The 15,440-nt window shown below is 71.7% G+C and carries 13 protein-coding genes; 1 reads left to right on the forward strand and 12 read right to left on the reverse strand.

What is annotated here, in order from left to right; translation table 11 throughout:
• Positions 1 to 27: 27 nt before the first annotated feature.
• The 10 genes from folE to dacB form a co-directional block, all read right to left on the reverse strand.
• Complete coding sequence (gene folE, locus ACFVYA_RS10445; protein ID WP_387044339.1) at positions 28 to 633, reverse strand: GTP cyclohydrolase I FolE; 606 nt, start codon at positions 631 to 633, stop codon at positions 28 to 30.
• Complete coding sequence (gene ftsH, locus ACFVYA_RS10450; RefSeq protein ID WP_387044341.1) at positions 611 to 3,007, reverse strand: ATP-dependent zinc metalloprotease FtsH; 2,397 nt, start codon at positions 3,005 to 3,007, stop codon at positions 611 to 613. The genes folE and ftsH overlap by 23 nt, the downstream gene beginning before the upstream one ends.
• Positions 3,008 to 3,207: 200 nt before the next feature.
• A complete protein-coding gene (locus ACFVYA_RS10455) occupies positions 3,208 to 4,032 on the reverse strand; it encodes an ESX secretion-associated protein EspG (RefSeq protein ID WP_387044343.1) in 825 nt (274 codons plus the stop codon).
• A gap of 97 nt (positions 4,033 to 4,129) precedes the next feature.
• Complete coding sequence (locus ACFVYA_RS10460) at positions 4,130 to 4,906, reverse strand: ESX secretion-associated protein EspG (protein WP_387044345.1); 777 nt, start codon at positions 4,904 to 4,906, stop codon at positions 4,130 to 4,132.
• A gap of 60 nt (positions 4,907 to 4,966) precedes the next feature.
• Positions 4,967 to 6,379 carry a hypothetical protein gene (locus tag ACFVYA_RS10465; RefSeq protein ID WP_387044346.1) on the reverse strand — a complete coding sequence of 471 codons (1,413 nt, stop codon included), beginning with the start codon at positions 6,377 to 6,379 and terminating at the stop codon, positions 4,967 to 4,969.
• A 23-nt stretch (positions 6,380 to 6,402) separates the two neighbouring features.
• Complete coding sequence (locus ACFVYA_RS10470) at positions 6,403 to 6,768, reverse strand: hypothetical protein (protein WP_285986974.1); 366 nt, start codon at positions 6,766 to 6,768, stop codon at positions 6,403 to 6,405.
• A 157-nt stretch (positions 6,769 to 6,925) separates the two neighbouring features.
• A complete protein-coding gene (hpt, locus tag ACFVYA_RS10475; RefSeq protein ID WP_285986975.1) occupies positions 6,926 to 7,477 on the reverse strand; it encodes a hypoxanthine phosphoribosyltransferase in 552 nt (183 codons plus the stop codon).
• A 3-nt stretch (positions 7,478 to 7,480) separates the two neighbouring features.
• The gene (gene tilS / locus ACFVYA_RS10480) at positions 7,481 to 8,440 is read right to left on the reverse strand and encodes a tRNA lysidine(34) synthetase TilS (protein ID WP_387044348.1); all 960 of its coding nucleotides are present in this window, start codon (positions 8,438 to 8,440) and stop codon (positions 7,481 to 7,483) included.
• On the reverse strand, positions 8,437 to 9,447 hold the full coding sequence (locus ACFVYA_RS10485; RefSeq protein WP_285993995.1) for a zinc-dependent metalloprotease: 1,011 nt from the start codon (positions 9,445 to 9,447) through the stop codon (positions 8,437 to 8,439). The genes tilS and ACFVYA_RS10485 overlap by 4 nt, the downstream gene beginning before the upstream one ends.
• Before the next feature lie 91 nt (positions 9,448 to 9,538).
• On the reverse strand, positions 9,539 to 11,992 hold the full coding sequence (gene dacB, locus ACFVYA_RS10490; RefSeq protein WP_387044349.1) for a D-alanyl-D-alanine carboxypeptidase/D-alanyl-D-alanine-endopeptidase: 2,454 nt from the start codon (positions 11,990 to 11,992) through the stop codon (positions 9,539 to 9,541).
• Positions 11,993 to 12,167: 175 nt separating this feature from the next.
• On the opposite strand from dacB, the gene ACFVYA_RS10495 reads away from it, so the two are divergent.
• Positions 12,168 to 12,686, forward strand: a complete 519-nt coding sequence (locus ACFVYA_RS10495) for an inorganic diphosphatase (protein ID WP_285986978.1) — start codon at positions 12,168 to 12,170, stop codon at positions 12,684 to 12,686.
• Positions 12,687 to 12,740: 54 nt separating this feature from the next.
• Here the strand turns inward: ACFVYA_RS10495 and ACFVYA_RS10500 are convergent, their stop codons facing one another.
• Together ACFVYA_RS10500 and ACFVYA_RS10505 are read right to left on the reverse strand one after the other, a co-directional pair.
• Positions 12,741 to 14,393: an MDR family MFS transporter gene (locus ACFVYA_RS10500; protein WP_387044350.1), complete on the reverse strand. Its 1,653-nt coding sequence runs from the start codon at positions 14,391 to 14,393 to the stop codon at positions 12,741 to 12,743.
• Between the two features lie 93 nt (positions 14,394 to 14,486).
• Positions 14,487 to 15,413, reverse strand: a complete 927-nt coding sequence (locus ACFVYA_RS10505) for an Lrp/AsnC family transcriptional regulator (RefSeq protein ID WP_387044351.1) — start codon at positions 15,411 to 15,413, stop codon at positions 14,487 to 14,489.
• Positions 15,414 to 15,440: the final 27 nt, after the last annotated feature.

The raw sequence follows: 15,440 nt of genomic DNA on the forward strand, positions 1-15,440 counted from the left end.
ACCGGCCGGGCGCGGGAAGCCCCACGTTCACCGGCGCGCCCTGATGAGGTCGAGCGCCTCCGCCCGGGACGACGGCGAGGTCTTCAGCTGCCCGCGGACAGCCGAGGTGGTCGTGCGGGCGCCCGGCTTGCGGACGCCGCGCATGGCCATGCAGAGGTGCTCGGCCTCGATCACCACGATGACGCCCCGCGGTTCGAGCTTCCGCACGATCGCGTCGGCGACCTGGGAGGTGAGGCGCTCCTGGACCTGGGGACGCTTGGCGTAGAGGTCGACTAAGCGAGCGAGCTTGGAGAGCCCGGTGACCTTCCCGCCGGCGTTCGGGATGTACCCGACGTGCGCGACGCCGTGGAAGGGCACCAGGTGGTGTTCACACTGGCTGAACATCGGGATGTCCGTGACCAGCACCAGCTCTTCGTGGGCCTCGTCGAACGTGCGGTCCAGCACCGAGTCCGGCTCGGTGTAGAGCCCCGCGAACATCTCTTTGTACGCGCGGGCGACCCGGGCGGGCGTGTCCTTGAGACCGTCCCGCTCCGGGTCTTCGCCGCACGCCAAGAGGAGCTCGCGGATCGCCTTCTCCGCCCGGTCGTGGTCGAAGACCGGGCGGTCGGCGTCACTGAGGCTTTTCTGGTCCATCCACGTCACGACGCTCCCCCTCGCTCTGCTGGTTGCCGGCTTGGTCGGCGAACCAGCCGTGCTCACGAGGGCGTTCTTCACCGCCGGGCCGCCACGACTGGCCCGGCTGACCGCCCGGCGAGGTCGCGGGCGTCCAGCCCGGAGGGGCACCGTAGTTCGGCGGGCCGCTCTGGCCCACCGGACCGCCCGGCTGGCCGCCGTAGGCCTGCGGCCAGTGGGCCGAGCCGTTGGCGCCACCGTTCGGGCCGCCGTAGGGACGGCCGCCGTTCGGGTAGGCGCCCGGCTGCGGCGGGGCGTACGGGTTCGCGTTGGGGTCGACCGGCGACGGGTACGGCGGACCGCCCGGCAGGTCGCCCGCGCCCTGGGCGGTGCCGACCGGGGTCGGCTCCGGCTTCAGGACCGGCTTCTCCTTCTCCGGCGGCGGCCACGGCTCGCCGCGCTCCATCGCCAGCTCGCCCGGGGTCTTGATCGGCGGCTTGTCCGACGGCGTCCGCTCACCGAACTCGTTGAACACGGTGATGTGCGGGCGCTTCTCGACCGTCGCGAAGATCCGCTCCAGGTCCTTGCGGGTCAGCGTCTCCTTCTCGAGGAGCTCGATGACCAGCTCGTCGAGCACGTCGCGGTAGGTGTTGAGCACGTGCCACGCCTCGGTGTGCGCGGTCTCGATGAGCTTGCGCACCTCCTCGTCGATCTCGTGCGCCACCTCGAGCGAGTAGTCCGCCTGCCGCCCGGCCGAGCGGCCGAGGAACGGGTCGCCCTGTTCCTGGCCGTACTTGACCGCGCCGAGCCGGGCGCTCATGCCGTACTCGGTGACCATCGCGCGGGCGATCTTCGTCGCCTGCTCGATGTCCGACGAGGCGCCGGTGGTGGGCTCGTGGAAGACGAGCTCCTCCGCCGTGCGGCCACCCATCGCGAAGACCAGCCGCCCGATCATCTCGGAGCGGGTCATCAGGTCCTTGTCGTCTTCCGGGACGAGCAGCGCGTGCCCGCCCGTCCGGCCGCGCGGCAGGATCGTCAGCTTGTAGACCGGTTCGATGTCCGGCATCGCCCACGCGGCGAGCGCGTGCCCGCCCTCGTGGTAGGCCGTGATCTTCTTCTCCTTCTCGGAGATGATCCGGCTCTTGCGGGCGGGGCCGCCGACCACGCGGTCGACGGACTCCTCGAGTTCGACGTCGCTGATCACGTGCCCGTTCTTGCGGGCGGTGAGCAGCGCGGCCTCGTTCAGCACGTTCGCCAGGTCGGCGCCGGACATGCCGACGGTCCGCTTGGCCAGGCTGCCCAGGTCGGTGCCCTGCGCGATCGGCTTGCCCTTGGCGTGCACCTCGAGGATCGCGCGACGGCCGCGCATGTCGGGCGCCGAGACCGGGATCTGCCGGTCGAAGCGGCCCGGGCGCAGCAGCGCCGGGTCCAGGATGTCGGGCCGGTTCGTCGCCGCGATCAGGATGATCCCACCGCGGGCGTCGAAGCCGTCCATCTCGACGAGCAGCTGGTTCAGCGTCTGCTCGCGCTCGTCGTGACCGCCGCCGAGGCCGGCGCCGCGCTGGCGGCCGACCGCGTCGATCTCGTCGACGAAGATGATGCACGGCGCGTTCTGCTTGGCCTGCTCGAACAGGTCACGCACCCGCGAGGCACCGACACCGACGAACATCTCGACGAAGTCCGAGCCGGAGATCGTGTAGAACGGCACGCCCGCCTCGCCGGCGACGGCCCTGGCCAGCAGCGTCTTACCGGTACCGGGCGGCCCGTAGAGCAGCACGCCCTTCGGGATCTTCGCCCCGAGTGCCTGGTAGCGCGCCGGGTTCTGCAGGAAGTCCTTGATCTCGTACAGCTCTTCGACGGCCTCGTCGGCACCCGCGACGTCCCCGAAGGTCGTCTTGGGCATGTCCTTGTTCAGCTGCTTGGCCTTGGACTTGCCGAAGTTGAGGACGCGGTTGCCGCCACCCTGGGCGTTGTTCATCATCCACATCAGCAGGCCCAGGACGAGGGCGAGCGGGATGGCGAAGATGAGGATCTGCGTCAGCACGCCCTGCTGGGTCACCTTGGTGGTGAACTTGATCGGCGGGGCGCCCGCCTTCGCCGCGATCAACGAGTCGTAGATCGGGCGGGTGGCGTCCGCCGGGTACTGCGAAATGATCTGGGTGACCTGCTGGCCGTCGACGTCGATGGGCTTGGTCAGCAGCAGCTTGAGCTGCTGTTCCTTGTCCTCGAGGCTGGCTTCCTTGACGTTGTTCGAGGTGATCTGGGAGTTCGCCACCGAGATGGGTGCCTGGGTGTACCCACGATCACTGTCGAAGATCGTGTTGTACGCGAACAACGCCAGCAACCCCGCGACGATCCACAGCAGTGGGTTCCTGAGCACGCTCTTCCGGTTCATACGACTCGGCCCTGGTGGCCTCGACCCTCCCTGGTTGGGCGGCTCCTGTGATACCCGCCATCACGATCTTGACAACCCGTGGTGCCTGGACACCTGCTCATCAGGGTACCGTCCGCTGCCGCGTTCATCCCCTGTGAGCCTCTCGCAGGTCAACGGGCGATACCGCGCCGGGGTTCCCGACCGGTGTCCACACGTCGACGCTATCGCGTGCCGTCCGACACACTGCTCACCATCTCGCCCAGCCGGGTGCGCAGCGTGGCCGGGTCCGCGGGAGCCACGGTGACCCACTCGCGCCCGTCCGTACCTGCGCGGGAGAGGCTCAGGTAGCGCCCGGTCGCGGTGTCGAACCAGGCCAGCACGCGGGACCGTTGCTTGGCCCCGACCTGCGAACGGCTGTTCGCTGCCAGCTGACCGCCCCGCTGCCGGGGCTGGCCGGCGATGCGTCCGTAGGCCTCGCGCGGGTCGGCCGTGAGGCGTTCGCTCAGCGGTGTCCGGCGCGTCCTGCCCCGGCGCCTGTCTTCTTCCTCACCCGACGACGGCAGTGGCACCGGCACCCGGATCGGCGCGGTGCGCAGGGCGTCGTCCAGCGGAAGTGTGACCGACGCCTCGCTGCCGCGCGGCCCGGCGGGCAGCACCCCGATGACGGCGGAGACGAGACCGTCCGGCGGGACGTCCCGCAGCCAGATGCCATCGGCGTCCTGGACCGCGAGCACGCCCTTGGTGTCGTCGGCCGCCGCGAGGACGCCGACCGTCGGGGCCTCGAACTGCGGGATGTGCAGCGCGTCGATGCTCAGCGGGGCGAAGGCCAGCAGGTGCAAGGCATCTTCGATCGGCGGCGCGAGCCTGCCGCGTGGTTCGCGGATACCGCGCGCCTTGAGTTCGACGTCGACGCGGTGACGCAGCGACACGCGCTCGTTCTCGGTCGCGCCGTGCGACCGGACGATCAGCGGGTACGGCAGCTCCCCGACCCGCGCCGACTCCCACAGGAAGTCGAACGCCATTGGTGTGAAGAACTCTTGCATCATTACTCTCCCGGATCGGACTCTTGCCCAGCGTAGCCCGCGGCACCGACAAAACCGGACCGGTCCGGAGGCGAGCTGGGCACGTCCGGAGAACCCGGGCTCAGACCGCGCTGGTCGTCGCGGCGCCGGCGAGCATCTCGCCGAGGCGGTGGCGCAGCGTGGCGGCGTCGGCCGGGGCGATCGTGATCCAGTCCCGGCCGTCGTGGCCGCGGGTGGCCTGGGTGAAGTAGCGGCCGGTCTCGGTGTCGAACCAGCCCAGGACCGGTGTGCGGGTGCGCCCGCCCACCCGGGTGCGCGCGTTGGCGCCGATCTGGCCGCCGCGCAGCCGCGGCTGGGCCTGCAGCCGGGCCAGCGCCTTGCGGTCCTCGTCGGCCGACGAGCGCTCGTCGCCGTTGCCGCGGCGCTGCAGGAAATCGCCACTGGTCAGCTGCTCCAGCGGCACCGTGATCGACTTTTCGGTCCCGCGCGGGCCACCGGGCAGCAGCGAGACGATCGCGCTCGCGAGCCCGTCGGCCGGGCACGGCTGCAGGTGCAGGCCGCGGGTGTCCTGCACGGCCAGCAGGCCCTGGCCGCCCAGCACGCCGGCGAGCGCGAGCAGCGCCTGGGCGCCCGGGGCGATCAGCTGAATGGCGTCCAGGCTCAGCTCGGGGGCGGCCAGCACGCCGAAGTAGTCCTCGACGTGCGGCTCGGGCCGGCCGCGGCCGTCGGCGAGACCGCGCGCGGTGAGCCCCTCCAACGTGCGGCGGCGCAGCAGCGCCCGCTCGTCGACGGTCGCGCCGTGCGAAGGGATCTTGAACGGGTACGGCAGCTCGCCCAGCCCGGCCGACTCCCACAGGAAGTCCACCTCGACCGGGGTGAGCAGCTCAGCGTTCGGCATCGAGCCACCCCCAGGAGAAACCGGGCCGGGCACGCCGTGTGCGTGCCCGGCCCGAACGGATCAGCGGTCTTCGTCGTCCTCGGACCACGCGCCGATGACCGGCGGCGGGGTCGCCTGGTTCGCACCGAAGGCCTCGTCCGGGTCCGCCTCGATGAGGAAGGAGGCGTGCGTGTGCTCTTCGTCCTGCTCGCCCTGGGCACCCTGCGGGGCCATGCCGCCCATGCCCGGGTTCATCGGCGGCGGGGTCTGCCCGCCGATGGTGCCCGCGGACGAAACGACGCCCTGCTGCGGAGCCTGGGCCGACGCCGCGCTCTGGCCCTGGCCATCGGCCGACGCCAGGGTCGTTTCGTTCTCGGACTTCTTCGCGCCGGACTTGCTGCCCGCACCGAGGGCCCGCGACGCCAGCGCGCCGAGGCCGCCGGCCGCCCCGCCCAGGCCGAGGCCCATGCCGATCTTGCCGAGCGGGTTGCTGCCACCCGACTGCCCGCCGCCCGGGGCGACGTGGCCCGCGCCGGTGGCGGTGCCCGCTCCCGGGGTGACCGAGCCGCCGGCGCCGTCGCTGCCGAGCGTGGCCGCGTCCGCGCCGAAGCCGGCGCCCGGGACGCCGCCGTGGCCGCCGTTCGGGCCGACCCCGGCGTGCTGCGCGCCGAACGCGCCGCCGTGACCGCTGAAGCCCGCGCCGCCGGAGGCGAAGACCGCGCCGCCCGCGCCCGGCAGGCTGTCCACCGAGCCCATGTTGCCGACGCTGTTCACCGCGTTGAACGAGATGGAGTTGTGCGACGCCGTCGGCTGCATGCCGAGCGACTCCGGGCCGAAGCTCGGGGTCGAGCTGTCGATCTCGCTCATCGTCTGCGTGTAGGCGTTGAACATCGCGACCTGCTGCGCCTTGACGTCGTTGGCCGCGTCGTACTGGACCTTCTGGTCGTCCGTCAGCGTCGCCGGGCCGCCGGCCAGCGCCAGCGCCATGGCCATGTTCGGGTCGAAGTCCACGGGCTTCGGCATCTGCTTGACCTGCGCGGCCGCCGCGGACTGCCGGTAGAGCCGGTCGGACATCGTGTGCGCGGCCTCGGAGGCCTGCGAACCGGAGTTCGCGATCGCCACGAGCGCGCCCTGCGCACCCGCGGCACCCTTGCCGACCCACGCGTTGCCCAGCTCGGCGATCGCGTTGTAGAGGTGATCCGACGCCTGCTTCAGCTCGGTACCGTGGTGCGCCCACACGTGCCCGGTCGCTTCCGCCGTGCCGGGCTCGTTGTTGTCGCGCGCGGCGTGGTAGAGCTGGTTGCTGTTCTGGGCGTCCCAGTTCGGCGGGTCGGCGATCGCGCGGTCGTCGCCGACGTCGAAGCCGTCGGACCGGCCGCGGGCGCTCTCGACGATGTTCTGCGACGCCGAGTTGTCACCGAGCGGGACGAGCGAGCCCTGATCAGCAGGGCCCGGAGTGGTCTTCGACGGCTGGTCGCTTTGGTTCGGAGCCATGACTTCGAAATCCCCCTCTGGACTCAGACGTTACGGAACGGGTCGGCCGCGGCCTGGTCGATCTCGTGGTACCGGGCCATCGCCGTGACGATGCCCTCTTCGGCGGCGGAGTACTGCTCGAGCAGGTTCTGCAGCGCGGCGGCGTAGGAGTCGCCGCCGCCGTCCGCACGCTGGACGAACTTCGCGGCCATCGCGTGACCGACCGGGTTGTCACCGAGCTGCGGCGGCTGGGCGAGCGTGCCCGCGCCGGCGAGCAGGGCCTCGACCGCGTCCTTGCCCGTGCGGATCTTGTTCAGCACGGTCTGGGCGGCGTCGGGGTCGATTCCGACCTGACCCGCCGCGGCCGCGGCCTTGAAGGCGTTCGCGTCGGCAGCGCTGCTGTTCCCCATCTGCACTCTCTCCCGTTCCCCCGACCCGGTCACCGCGGGCACGATTGGTCTTCGCATAGGTTAACGCACGTGATCAGAGCCTATGACGCAATCCGCGAAGCCCGGGTTCCGCAAATCCGGTAGTTGCGGTGAACGGTCGGTGAACTCCGCCGGTGCACTACGCCGAGTAGACCTTCGGGTCCAGGGTGCCGATGTAGGGCAGGTCCCGGTACCGCTCGGCGTAGTCGAGGCCGTAGCCGACGACGAACTCGTTGGGGATGTCGAAGCCGATGTACTTCACCGGCACGTCGACCTTCACCGCTTCCGGCTTGCGCAGCAGCGAGACGACCTCGAGCGACGCGGGGTTGCGGCTGGCGAGGTTCTTCAGCAGCCACGACAGCGTCAAGCCGGAGTCGACGATGTCCTCGACGATCAGGACGTCCCGGCCCGCGATGTCGCGGTCGAGGTCCTTGAGGATGCGCACGACGCCGGACGACGACGTCGCCGACCCGTAGGAGGACACGGCCATGAATTCCAGCTGCGTCGGCAGCGGCAGCGCACGGGCGAAGTCGGTCATGAACATGACCGCACCCTTCAGGACGCCCACCAGCAGGAGTTCGCCCTGCCCGTTGGCCGGATAGTCGGCGGCGATCTGCTCCGACAACTCCGCGATCTTGTCCTTGATCTGCTGCTCGGTGACGAGCACGGAGGCGATTTCGCCCTCGTACACGGGTCATTCCCCTCGGGTGGTGGGTTGGGAGACGACGCAGAGCCTGCCATGCGCCCGGCGCGCTTCCAAGTTGCCCGGCAACCAGACGCCGCCCTGACCGCGCCACCGGGCGACGAGCGCGTCGACCGCGCGGAGGTGGGCGTCCGTGAGTTCGCGCACGTCCGAAGCCAGCAGCCACCTGCGGAGAACCCGCCGCCGGACCGCCGCGGGCTCCGCCGTGAGGACGCCCACATCCAGCCCATCGGGGCCGCCCGCGCGGGTGAAGATCGCCTCCGCCACTGTGTCCAACGCCTCGTTGTCCTCCCGCAGCTGCGCGGCCGTGCGGGCGAGTGCGGCCGCCACCCCGCCGTTGAGGACGTCCTCCAGGAGCGGCAGGACTTCGGTGCGCAGCCGGACGCGGGTGAAGCGCGGCTCGGCGTTGTGCGGGTCGTCCCACGGCTCGACACCGAGCTCGGCGCACGCCGCCCGGGTGGTGGCCCGGCCGACGGCGAGCAGCGGACGCCCCCACGGCGGATCGTGCGGCCGCATCCCGGCGACGCTGCGCGGACCGGAACCGCGGCCGAGCCCGAGCAGGACCGTTTCGGCCTGGTCGTCGAGGGTGTGGCCGAGCAGCACGAGGCCGTGCCCGGCGAGCGCCCGGTAGCGGGCCTTGCGCGCCGCGGCTTCCGGGCCGCCCGGGCCGGTCACGTCGACCCGGCGCACCTCGGCTTCGTCGGCGCCCAGTGCCTTCGCCGCGGCGGCCGCGTCGGCCGCGACCTTCGCCGAGCCCTCCTGCAGGCCGTGGTCGACGACCAGCGCGCGGACGACGTGCCCGCGGTGGTGCCCGACGTACGCGGCCGCCTCGGCCAGCGCGAGCGAGTCGGCGCCGCCGGAAACCGCGACGCAGAGCTCGGGCGGCGCCTCGGTGCCCTCCAGGAAGGCACGCACAGCCCGGCGGACGGCCGCGACCGCCGGCCCGGTCATCCGTGCAGGCGCCGGACCCACGCCGCCGGGTCGGCGATCTCGGCGCGCGAGGGCAGGGTGTTCGGCGACCGCCAGACGGCGTTGAAGCCGTCCATGCCGACGGCGTCCACGACGTGCTTCGTGAACTTCGCGCCTTCTTCGTACTGACGGATCTTCGCGTCGACGCCGAGCAGCGCGCGCAACAGCCGGTCGAAGACGCCGCCGCCCTTCCGCCGGGCGGTGAACCGCGCGCGGATCCGGTCGACGCTCGGCACGACCTGCGGCCCGACGGCGTCCATGACGTAGTCGGCGTGCCCCTCCAGGAGCGTCGAGAGCGCCAGCAGCCGGTCGAACACCGCGCGTTCCTTCGGTGACTGGAGCAGCTCGGCCAGGTTCAGCTTCGGGCCCTGCTTGATCGCCTCCGGCAGGCGGCCGAACAGGTCGGACAGGCTGTCGGTGCCGCCGCCCGCGAGCCCGGAGACGAGCCGCTCGACCTCGTCGGCGAAGTAGTCGCGCAGCCACTTGACCGCGGTGAACTGGAGCCGGTGGGTGCACTCGTGCAGGCAGACCCAGAGCCGGAAGTCGTGGCCGGGCACGTCCATCGCCTGCTCGGCGGCGACGACGTTCGGCGCCACCAGCAGCAGCGTGCCGGCGCGCTCGGGGCCGCCGAAGGGGTCGTACTGGCCGAGGACCCGGCTCGCGAGGAAGGCGAGCACCAGTCCGGTCTGGACACCGGCACCGCCGGCCAGGATCGGCCCGAGCGGTCCGCCCTGCTGCGGCAGCGCCCGCCCGGTCAGCGCGTCCAGCCCGGCCGCGGCCGACCGCACCCAGCCGGGACGGTCGACGACCTCGCCGGGCAGCAGCGGCAGGTCGAGTCCCAGGTTCGTCAGCTGCCGCACGTGCCCCTCGGCCTCGACGGTCAGCTCGCGCAGGTCGGTCACGGCCTCTTCGGCCCGTTCCCGCGGCACCTGCGGGCCCCCGCGCACCAGCAGCGCGCCGGTCTGCGCGGCGATCGCCCAGTCGACCATGGGCCGGGTCTGCGTTTCCTGACTCACCCTTCCGACGCTACCTGCCCCGGTGCCGGTTTCCGGCCACGATCTTCGTACGGTTCGGCGTCCGCTAGGCGCAGCCGCACTTGCGCAGGCTGGTCGCGAGGGCGTCGAGGGCGTCCCGGCCGGTGTCGGTGTCGGAGCCGGTGGACATGAACGCGAACACCAGCACCCGGCCGTCCTGGTCGAGGACCAGCCCGGCGAGGGTGTTGACCCCGGTGAGCGTGCCGGTCTTGGCCCGCACCCAGCCGCGGCCTGCCTGTGACGCCGCCGTGTCGAACCGCCCGTCCGCGAGGGTGCCCGAGCCACCGGCGACCGGGAGGCCGGCCAGCACCGGGCGCAGCTTCGCCGTGCCCGGGTTTTTGCCCTCCTGCGTCGCCGCGGCCGCCAGCAGCTGGGTCAGCAGCCGCGCCGGGATGCGGTTCAGCGACGAGATGCCGCTGCCGTCGGACAGCGCGACACCCGAGACGTCGAAGCCGTGGTCCTTCAGGACCTTGATGGTCGCCTTGGCGCCGCCGGCGTAACTGGCCTCTTCGCCGTTCGCGAGCGCGACCTGCCGGGCGATCGCCTCGGCGAGGACGTCGTCGGACAGCACCATCAGGTCGGACACCAGCTCCGTCAGCGGGGCCGACTTGACCTCGCCGACCACCTTCGCGTCCTTGGGCGCGGTCGCCTGGCCGCCCGCCGAAGCCCCCAGCTTCGAGGCGATCGACGACGCCAGCGCGGTGCCCGCGTTCGCCGTGCGCTGCGAGTTGTTGTCCTTGGCGTTGATGCGGCCGCCGTCGGCCATCACCGGGGACATCTGCGTCGCGTAGGTCGACGGCGCGTCGCCCGCCGCCCAGCCCGGCGCGGTCGTCGGTCCCTTGAACAGCGTCAGGTCGACCTGCACCTTCTTGACGCCCGGTGCCGCCTTCTTGACCTGCGCGACGAGGTCGTCGACGTGCGCGGCCCCCGGGTACAGCGGGGAGTCCGTGCCCAGCGGCAGGTTGGTGAGCGTCGTGTCGCCGCCACCGACCAGGATCACCGTGCCCGGGTCCGCACCCTGCACGATCTTGGTCGACAGCCGCAGGTTCTGGTCCAGCGAGAGCAGCGCGGCCGCGGACGTGAGCACCTTCGTCGTCGAGGCGGGTGTCACCGGCGTCGACGACCCGTGGTCCCACAGCACGGTCCCGGTCACCGGGTCGGTCACGCTGCCGGTGAGCTGCCCGAGCGCGCTGTTGCCGGCCGCCGAGGCCAGCGCGGACTTGACGCCGTTCGCGGTCGGGGCCGTCCCGGACGTGGCCGGCCCCTGCAGCTGACGCGTGGCCGCGGACGGCGACGGCGGTTCGCCCTTGGGCGCGTTCGGTGCCCACGGCAGGCCCAGCCGGTTCGCCACCTTCGGCGTCGCCGCGGCGACCCCGCCACCGGCGAGCACCAGGAGGACGACCACGACGAGCGCGATCAGCTTGCCCTTGCGCCGCTTCTTCTTCGGCGGCTCCGCCGCGGCCGGCGCTTCGGCCGCGGGTGGCGACGGCGGCTCGGCGGGCGGCTCGGCCCGCTGCTCGGCGCGGGGCTGGTCGCCGCGGAGCTGGGGCTGCTGCTGGAAGACGCCGGGGAACTGGGTGGGCCGCTCGATCCCGACGGTCGCCTCGGCGTCGAACCGCTGCCCGTCGGGTTCGATCCGCTGCGGCCGGGCGAGCGAACCGGCGGACGCCGACGGCACCACCCCGCGCGGCGGCTCCGGCGGCAGCGCGGGACGGCGGTCACCCGGTTCGGCCGGCCGGTCGGCGACGCGATCCTCCCGCAGTTCGAGGCGCTGGCTCCAGGGTGCGGCGGGCTGCTGCTGGGCCGCCGGCTCTTCGCGGCGCTGTCCGGTCTCGCGGTTCAGCTGCTCTTCTCGGCGCTGCTGCTCCTCGCGCCAGTGCTTCAGCTCGTCACGCCACTGTTGCTGCGGCTCCTCGGGCTTCGGCTCCTGCCCGGGCGGGACGTGGCGCTCGATCGGCACCACCGGCACCGGCCCGGACGGCTTCACCTCGATGTACTGGGTGCGCTCCCCGCCCGGCGACGGCGCGGCGGGCTCCGGCTCGGGCTGCTCGACGTACTGGGTGCGCTCCCCGGCCGACGACGGCGCGGCAGGCTCCGGCTCGGGCTGCTCGACCTGGATGTACTGAGTGCTCTGCTCGACGGACTCCGCCGGGGGCTGCTTCGCGGGCGGCGACTGGGCCGCCGGGGCCTGCTGGGCCGCGGGCTGCTGCTTCGGCGCACGGCTGCCCAGGCGGTCGGCGAGGTCCTGCTTGGCCGGGGACGGCGGGGGCGGCGGCTCCTCCTCCACCGGGGCGTTGAGGCCGGGGACCGGCTCGGGCGGCACGTTCGGCGCGAACCACGATCCCTTCGGCGCCTCGCTGCCTGTGACCTTGGGCACGGCGGGGCCGCCCGGCGCGCCCTCCGGCGGGGCCGGCAGGGACATCGGAGTGGTCTCCCGCGCGCCGGACGACGAGCGGTCTTCGTCCGACGAAGGCCACATCGGCTGGTCGTTTTCCGGCACCCACCACTCCTTCTCACCTGCCCCGGGAGGGGCCAAGCTCACATACCGCGTGGCCGACATCGATGCGACCCGCGGCCAGGGCGTAGTCCACACTAGGAGACGTCAAGACAGTCCTGAAGGTTGCCGCCCGCGACGCGGGCATGCCCGAACCCGATAAAGAAGCAGCGAGGACGGCGTGGAGTTCGACGTCACGATCGAAATCCCCAAAGGGGAGCGCAACAAGTACGAGGTCGACCACAAGACCGGCCGCATCAAGCTGGACCGGACCCTGTTCACGGCCACGCAGTACCCGGCCGACTACGGGTTCATCGACGACACCCTCGGGCAGGACGGCGACCCCCTGGACGTGATGGTGCTCGTCCAGGAGCCCACCTTCCCCGGGTGCCTGATCCGCTGCCGCGCGATCGGCATGTTCCGGATGACCGACGAGAAGGGCCCGGACGACAAGGTCATCGCCGTTCCGTCGAACGACCCGCGCCTCGAGCACCTGCGCGACATCCACCACATGAACGAGTTCCACCGCCTGGAGATCCAGCACTTCTTCGAGGTCTACAAGGACCTGGAGCCCGGCAAGAGCGTCGAAGGCTCGTCCTGGGTCGGCCGCACCGAGGCCGAGGCCGAGATCGGCCGGTCGTACGAGCGCGAGACCGACCGCCTGGCCAAGGAGAAGGCCAACGGCGGCGCGGCCCACTAGCCCGCACGCGAAAAGGCCCCCCGGGAAGCTTCCCGGGGGGCCTTTTTCACGCGATCAGTGCGCCAGGGCGAGTGCCGGAGCGTCCGCCTCGGCCTCCGCGCGCTGCTCCATGGCCGACTTGTCCGACAGCGGCTTCTCCTTGAGGAACCACACCAGCGCGAAGCCGACGGCCAGCACGATCCCGCCGACCAGGAACACCGTGCTCATCGACTCGGCGAAGCCCTGCAGGATCGGCCGGGCCAGCGTCGGGTCGAGCGTCGACAGGAACGACGTGTCGTTGACGTCGAGGCCGCTCTGCATCTGCTTCGCGAACTCCGGGTGCTGCGCCAGCGCCGCCGTGTAGGCCGGCGTGGTCATCGCCGAGCGGATGGCGTTCGCGATCCGGTCGCCGACCGTGCCGAACAGGATCGACAGGAACACCGCGGTGCCCGCCGTGCCGCCGATCTGCCGGAAGAACGTCGCCGCCGAGGTGGCGACGCCGATGTCCTGCGGGCGGACGTCGTTGGTCGCGGCCAGCACCAGCGTCTGCATCGAGGCGCCGAGGCCGAGGCCGATCACGAAGGCGATCACCATGACCAGGGCCAGCGAGGTGTCGACGGTGATCGTCGACAGCGCGAACAGCGCCGCCGCCATCAGGCCGACCCCGGCCACCGCGAACATCTTGTACCGGCCGGTCCGGGAGATCACCACGCCGCTGCCGAGGCTGGCGAGCATGATGCCGAGGGTCAGCGGGAGCATCTGCAGGCCGGCCTGGGTCGGCGTCGCGCCCTTGACGATCTGCAGGTACAGCGGCAGCGACATCATCGCGCCGAACATCCCGGCACCCTGCACGACGGTGACGATCGTCGACATCCGGAACACCGGCCGGTTGAACAGGCGCAGCGGCAGCAGGGCTGCGTCGCCCATCCGGCGTTCGATCCAGACGAACGCGGCCACGCCCAGCCCGCCGACGACGTACATCGCGATCGAAGCGGCGGAGCCCCAGCCCCACTCGCGGCCCTGCTCGGCGACGATCAGCAGCGGCACCAGGCCGGTGGCCAGCGCCACGGCACCCCAGTAGTCGACCTTCTGGTCCACGCGGGTGTGCGGGAAGTTCAGCACCTTGGTGACGACGACCAGCGCGGCGAGCGCGATCGGGACGTTGACCAGGAAGACCCAGCGCCAGCCGGTGATGCCGGCGAAGGTGTCGATACCGGCGAAGAACCCGCCGACGACCGGGCCGGCGACGCTCGAGATGCCGAACACCGCCATGAAGTAGCCCTGGTACTTGCTGCGCTCACGCGGCGCGGTGATGTCGGTGATGATGGCCAGGGCGAGGGACATCAGGCCACCGGCACCCAGGCCCTGGAAGGCGCGGAACGCGGCGAGTTCGTACATCGACGTCGCCATGCCGCTGGCCAGCGAGCCGACGAGGAACAGCGAGATCGCCGTCAGGTACATGGGCTTGCGGCCGTAGAGGTCGGACAGCTTGCCGTACAGCGGCGTCGAGAGCGTGGCGGTGATGAGGTAGGCGGTGGTGGCCCAGGCCTGCAGGGACAGGCCGTGGAGCTCGTCGGCGATGGTGCGCATCGAGCTCGACACGATGGTCTGGTCGAGTGCGGCGAGGAACATGCCGAGCATCAGCCCGGACAGCACGGTCAGGATCTGGCGATGGGTCAGTTTGCCGTTCGTGGCGGCTGCTCCTTCCGCCGTGGTGGTGTCGCTCATGGTGGTCTCCCTCGGAAAGTCTCCGGCGCAGTTGCTTGCACCTCTCAACTACTTGCTTGAGCCAAGTATTCCTCGGACGCTTGTATCGTGCAATCAAATTTTCTGTGACCCCGGTCTCCCACCGCGCTTGACCGCTCCGGCAACCACGGTGACCTCGGCGGAGGGGACGTCGAGGCTGGTGACGAAGGCGTAGAGATCGCTCAGATCCCGGCACCAGACAGCGGCCATCAGGTTCGTGACACCGGTCGTGGCGAGGGTGCCGTGGACCATCGGGTGGCTCGCGAGCGCTTGTCCGACGTCGTCGAGCCTGCCGGGCGGGACGGTCATCCAGACGTTCGCGTCGACCTCGAGGCCCAGCGCACGGACGTCGATGTTCGCGTAGGTGCGGAGGCGCCCGGCCGCGGTCAGCCGGTCGAGGCGACGGCGGACGGTGGATTCCGGCGCTTCCGCGACCAGGTCGCCGGGGCCCAGCCGGGCGTCGGCGGCGAGCCGGTTCAGCAGCCGCCGGTCGAGTTCGTCGAGCGGCACGTCCTCGCCGGGTGGCGGCGGAGTCAGCGCGGCGACCTCGCCGGCGGTGAGCAGGCCGGTTCGCCACCGGGTCGCGTCGGAGAACACGTGCAGGATCGAGTGCGCGCGCAGCTCGGTGACCGCGGACGTCGACGGCAAGGCGTCGTGCACCAGCCGCCCGTCGAGACCGCCGAGCGCGACGGCGCTGATCTCTTCGCCGCCGGCGAGGATGTCGACGAAGAGGACGTCGTCGCGCTTCGCGAGCGCGTCGGCGATCACCGATGTCCGGCCGCGAAGCACCTTCACCCGCAGAAGCAGCGCGCCACGCAAGCCGTGTGCGGGATTCGGAACGCAGACCACGCTCAACCGGCCGTCGGCCTTGAGCCGCGCGATCACGCGAGTGACCGTGCGCGGCGAGAGATCGAGGACCTCGGCGATCCGACCGGGCCCGGCGCGGCCGTCCACCTGCAGCGCGGAGACGACTCGCTGTTCGATTTCCGTCAAAAGAGGCACTTCGAAGTCCGGTTTCGCTCGACTCGA

Source organism: Amycolatopsis sp. NPDC058278 (assembly GCF_042881395.1).
Lineage (GTDB): Bacteria > Actinomycetota > Actinomycetes > Mycobacteriales > Pseudonocardiaceae > Amycolatopsis.

Coding starts and splice junctions, on each gene's coding strand:
- ACFVYA_RS10485 (WP_285993995.1), bottom strand. CDS start 9,447: ATGGTCGACTGGGCGATCGCCGCGCAGACCGGCGCGCTGCTGGTGCGC.
- ACFVYA_RS10455 (WP_387044343.1), bottom strand. CDS start 4,032: ATGATGCAAGAGTTCTTCACACCAATGGCGTTCGACTTCCTGTGGGAG.
- ACFVYA_RS10460 (WP_387044345.1), bottom strand. CDS start 4,906: ATGCCGAACGCTGAGCTGCTCACCCCGGTCGAGGTGGACTTCCTGTGG.
- ACFVYA_RS10470 (WP_285986974.1), bottom strand. CDS start 6,768: ATGGGGAACAGCAGCGCTGCCGACGCGAACGCCTTCAAGGCCGCGGCC.
- ftsH (WP_387044341.1), bottom strand. CDS start 3,007: ATGAACCGGAAGAGCGTGCTCAGGAACCCACTGCTGTGGATCGTCGCG.
- folE (WP_387044339.1), bottom strand. CDS start 633: ATGGACCAGAAAAGCCTCAGTGACGCCGACCGCCCGGTCTTCGACCAC.
- ACFVYA_RS10500 (WP_387044350.1), bottom strand. CDS start 14,393: ATGAGCGACACCACCACGGCGGAAGGAGCAGCCGCCACGAACGGCAAA.
- tilS (WP_387044348.1), bottom strand. CDS start 8,440: ATGACCGGGCCGGCGGTCGCGGCCGTCCGCCGGGCTGTGCGTGCCTTC.
- ACFVYA_RS10465 (WP_387044346.1), bottom strand. CDS start 6,379: ATGGCTCCGAACCAAAGCGACCAGCCGTCGAAGACCACTCCGGGCCCT.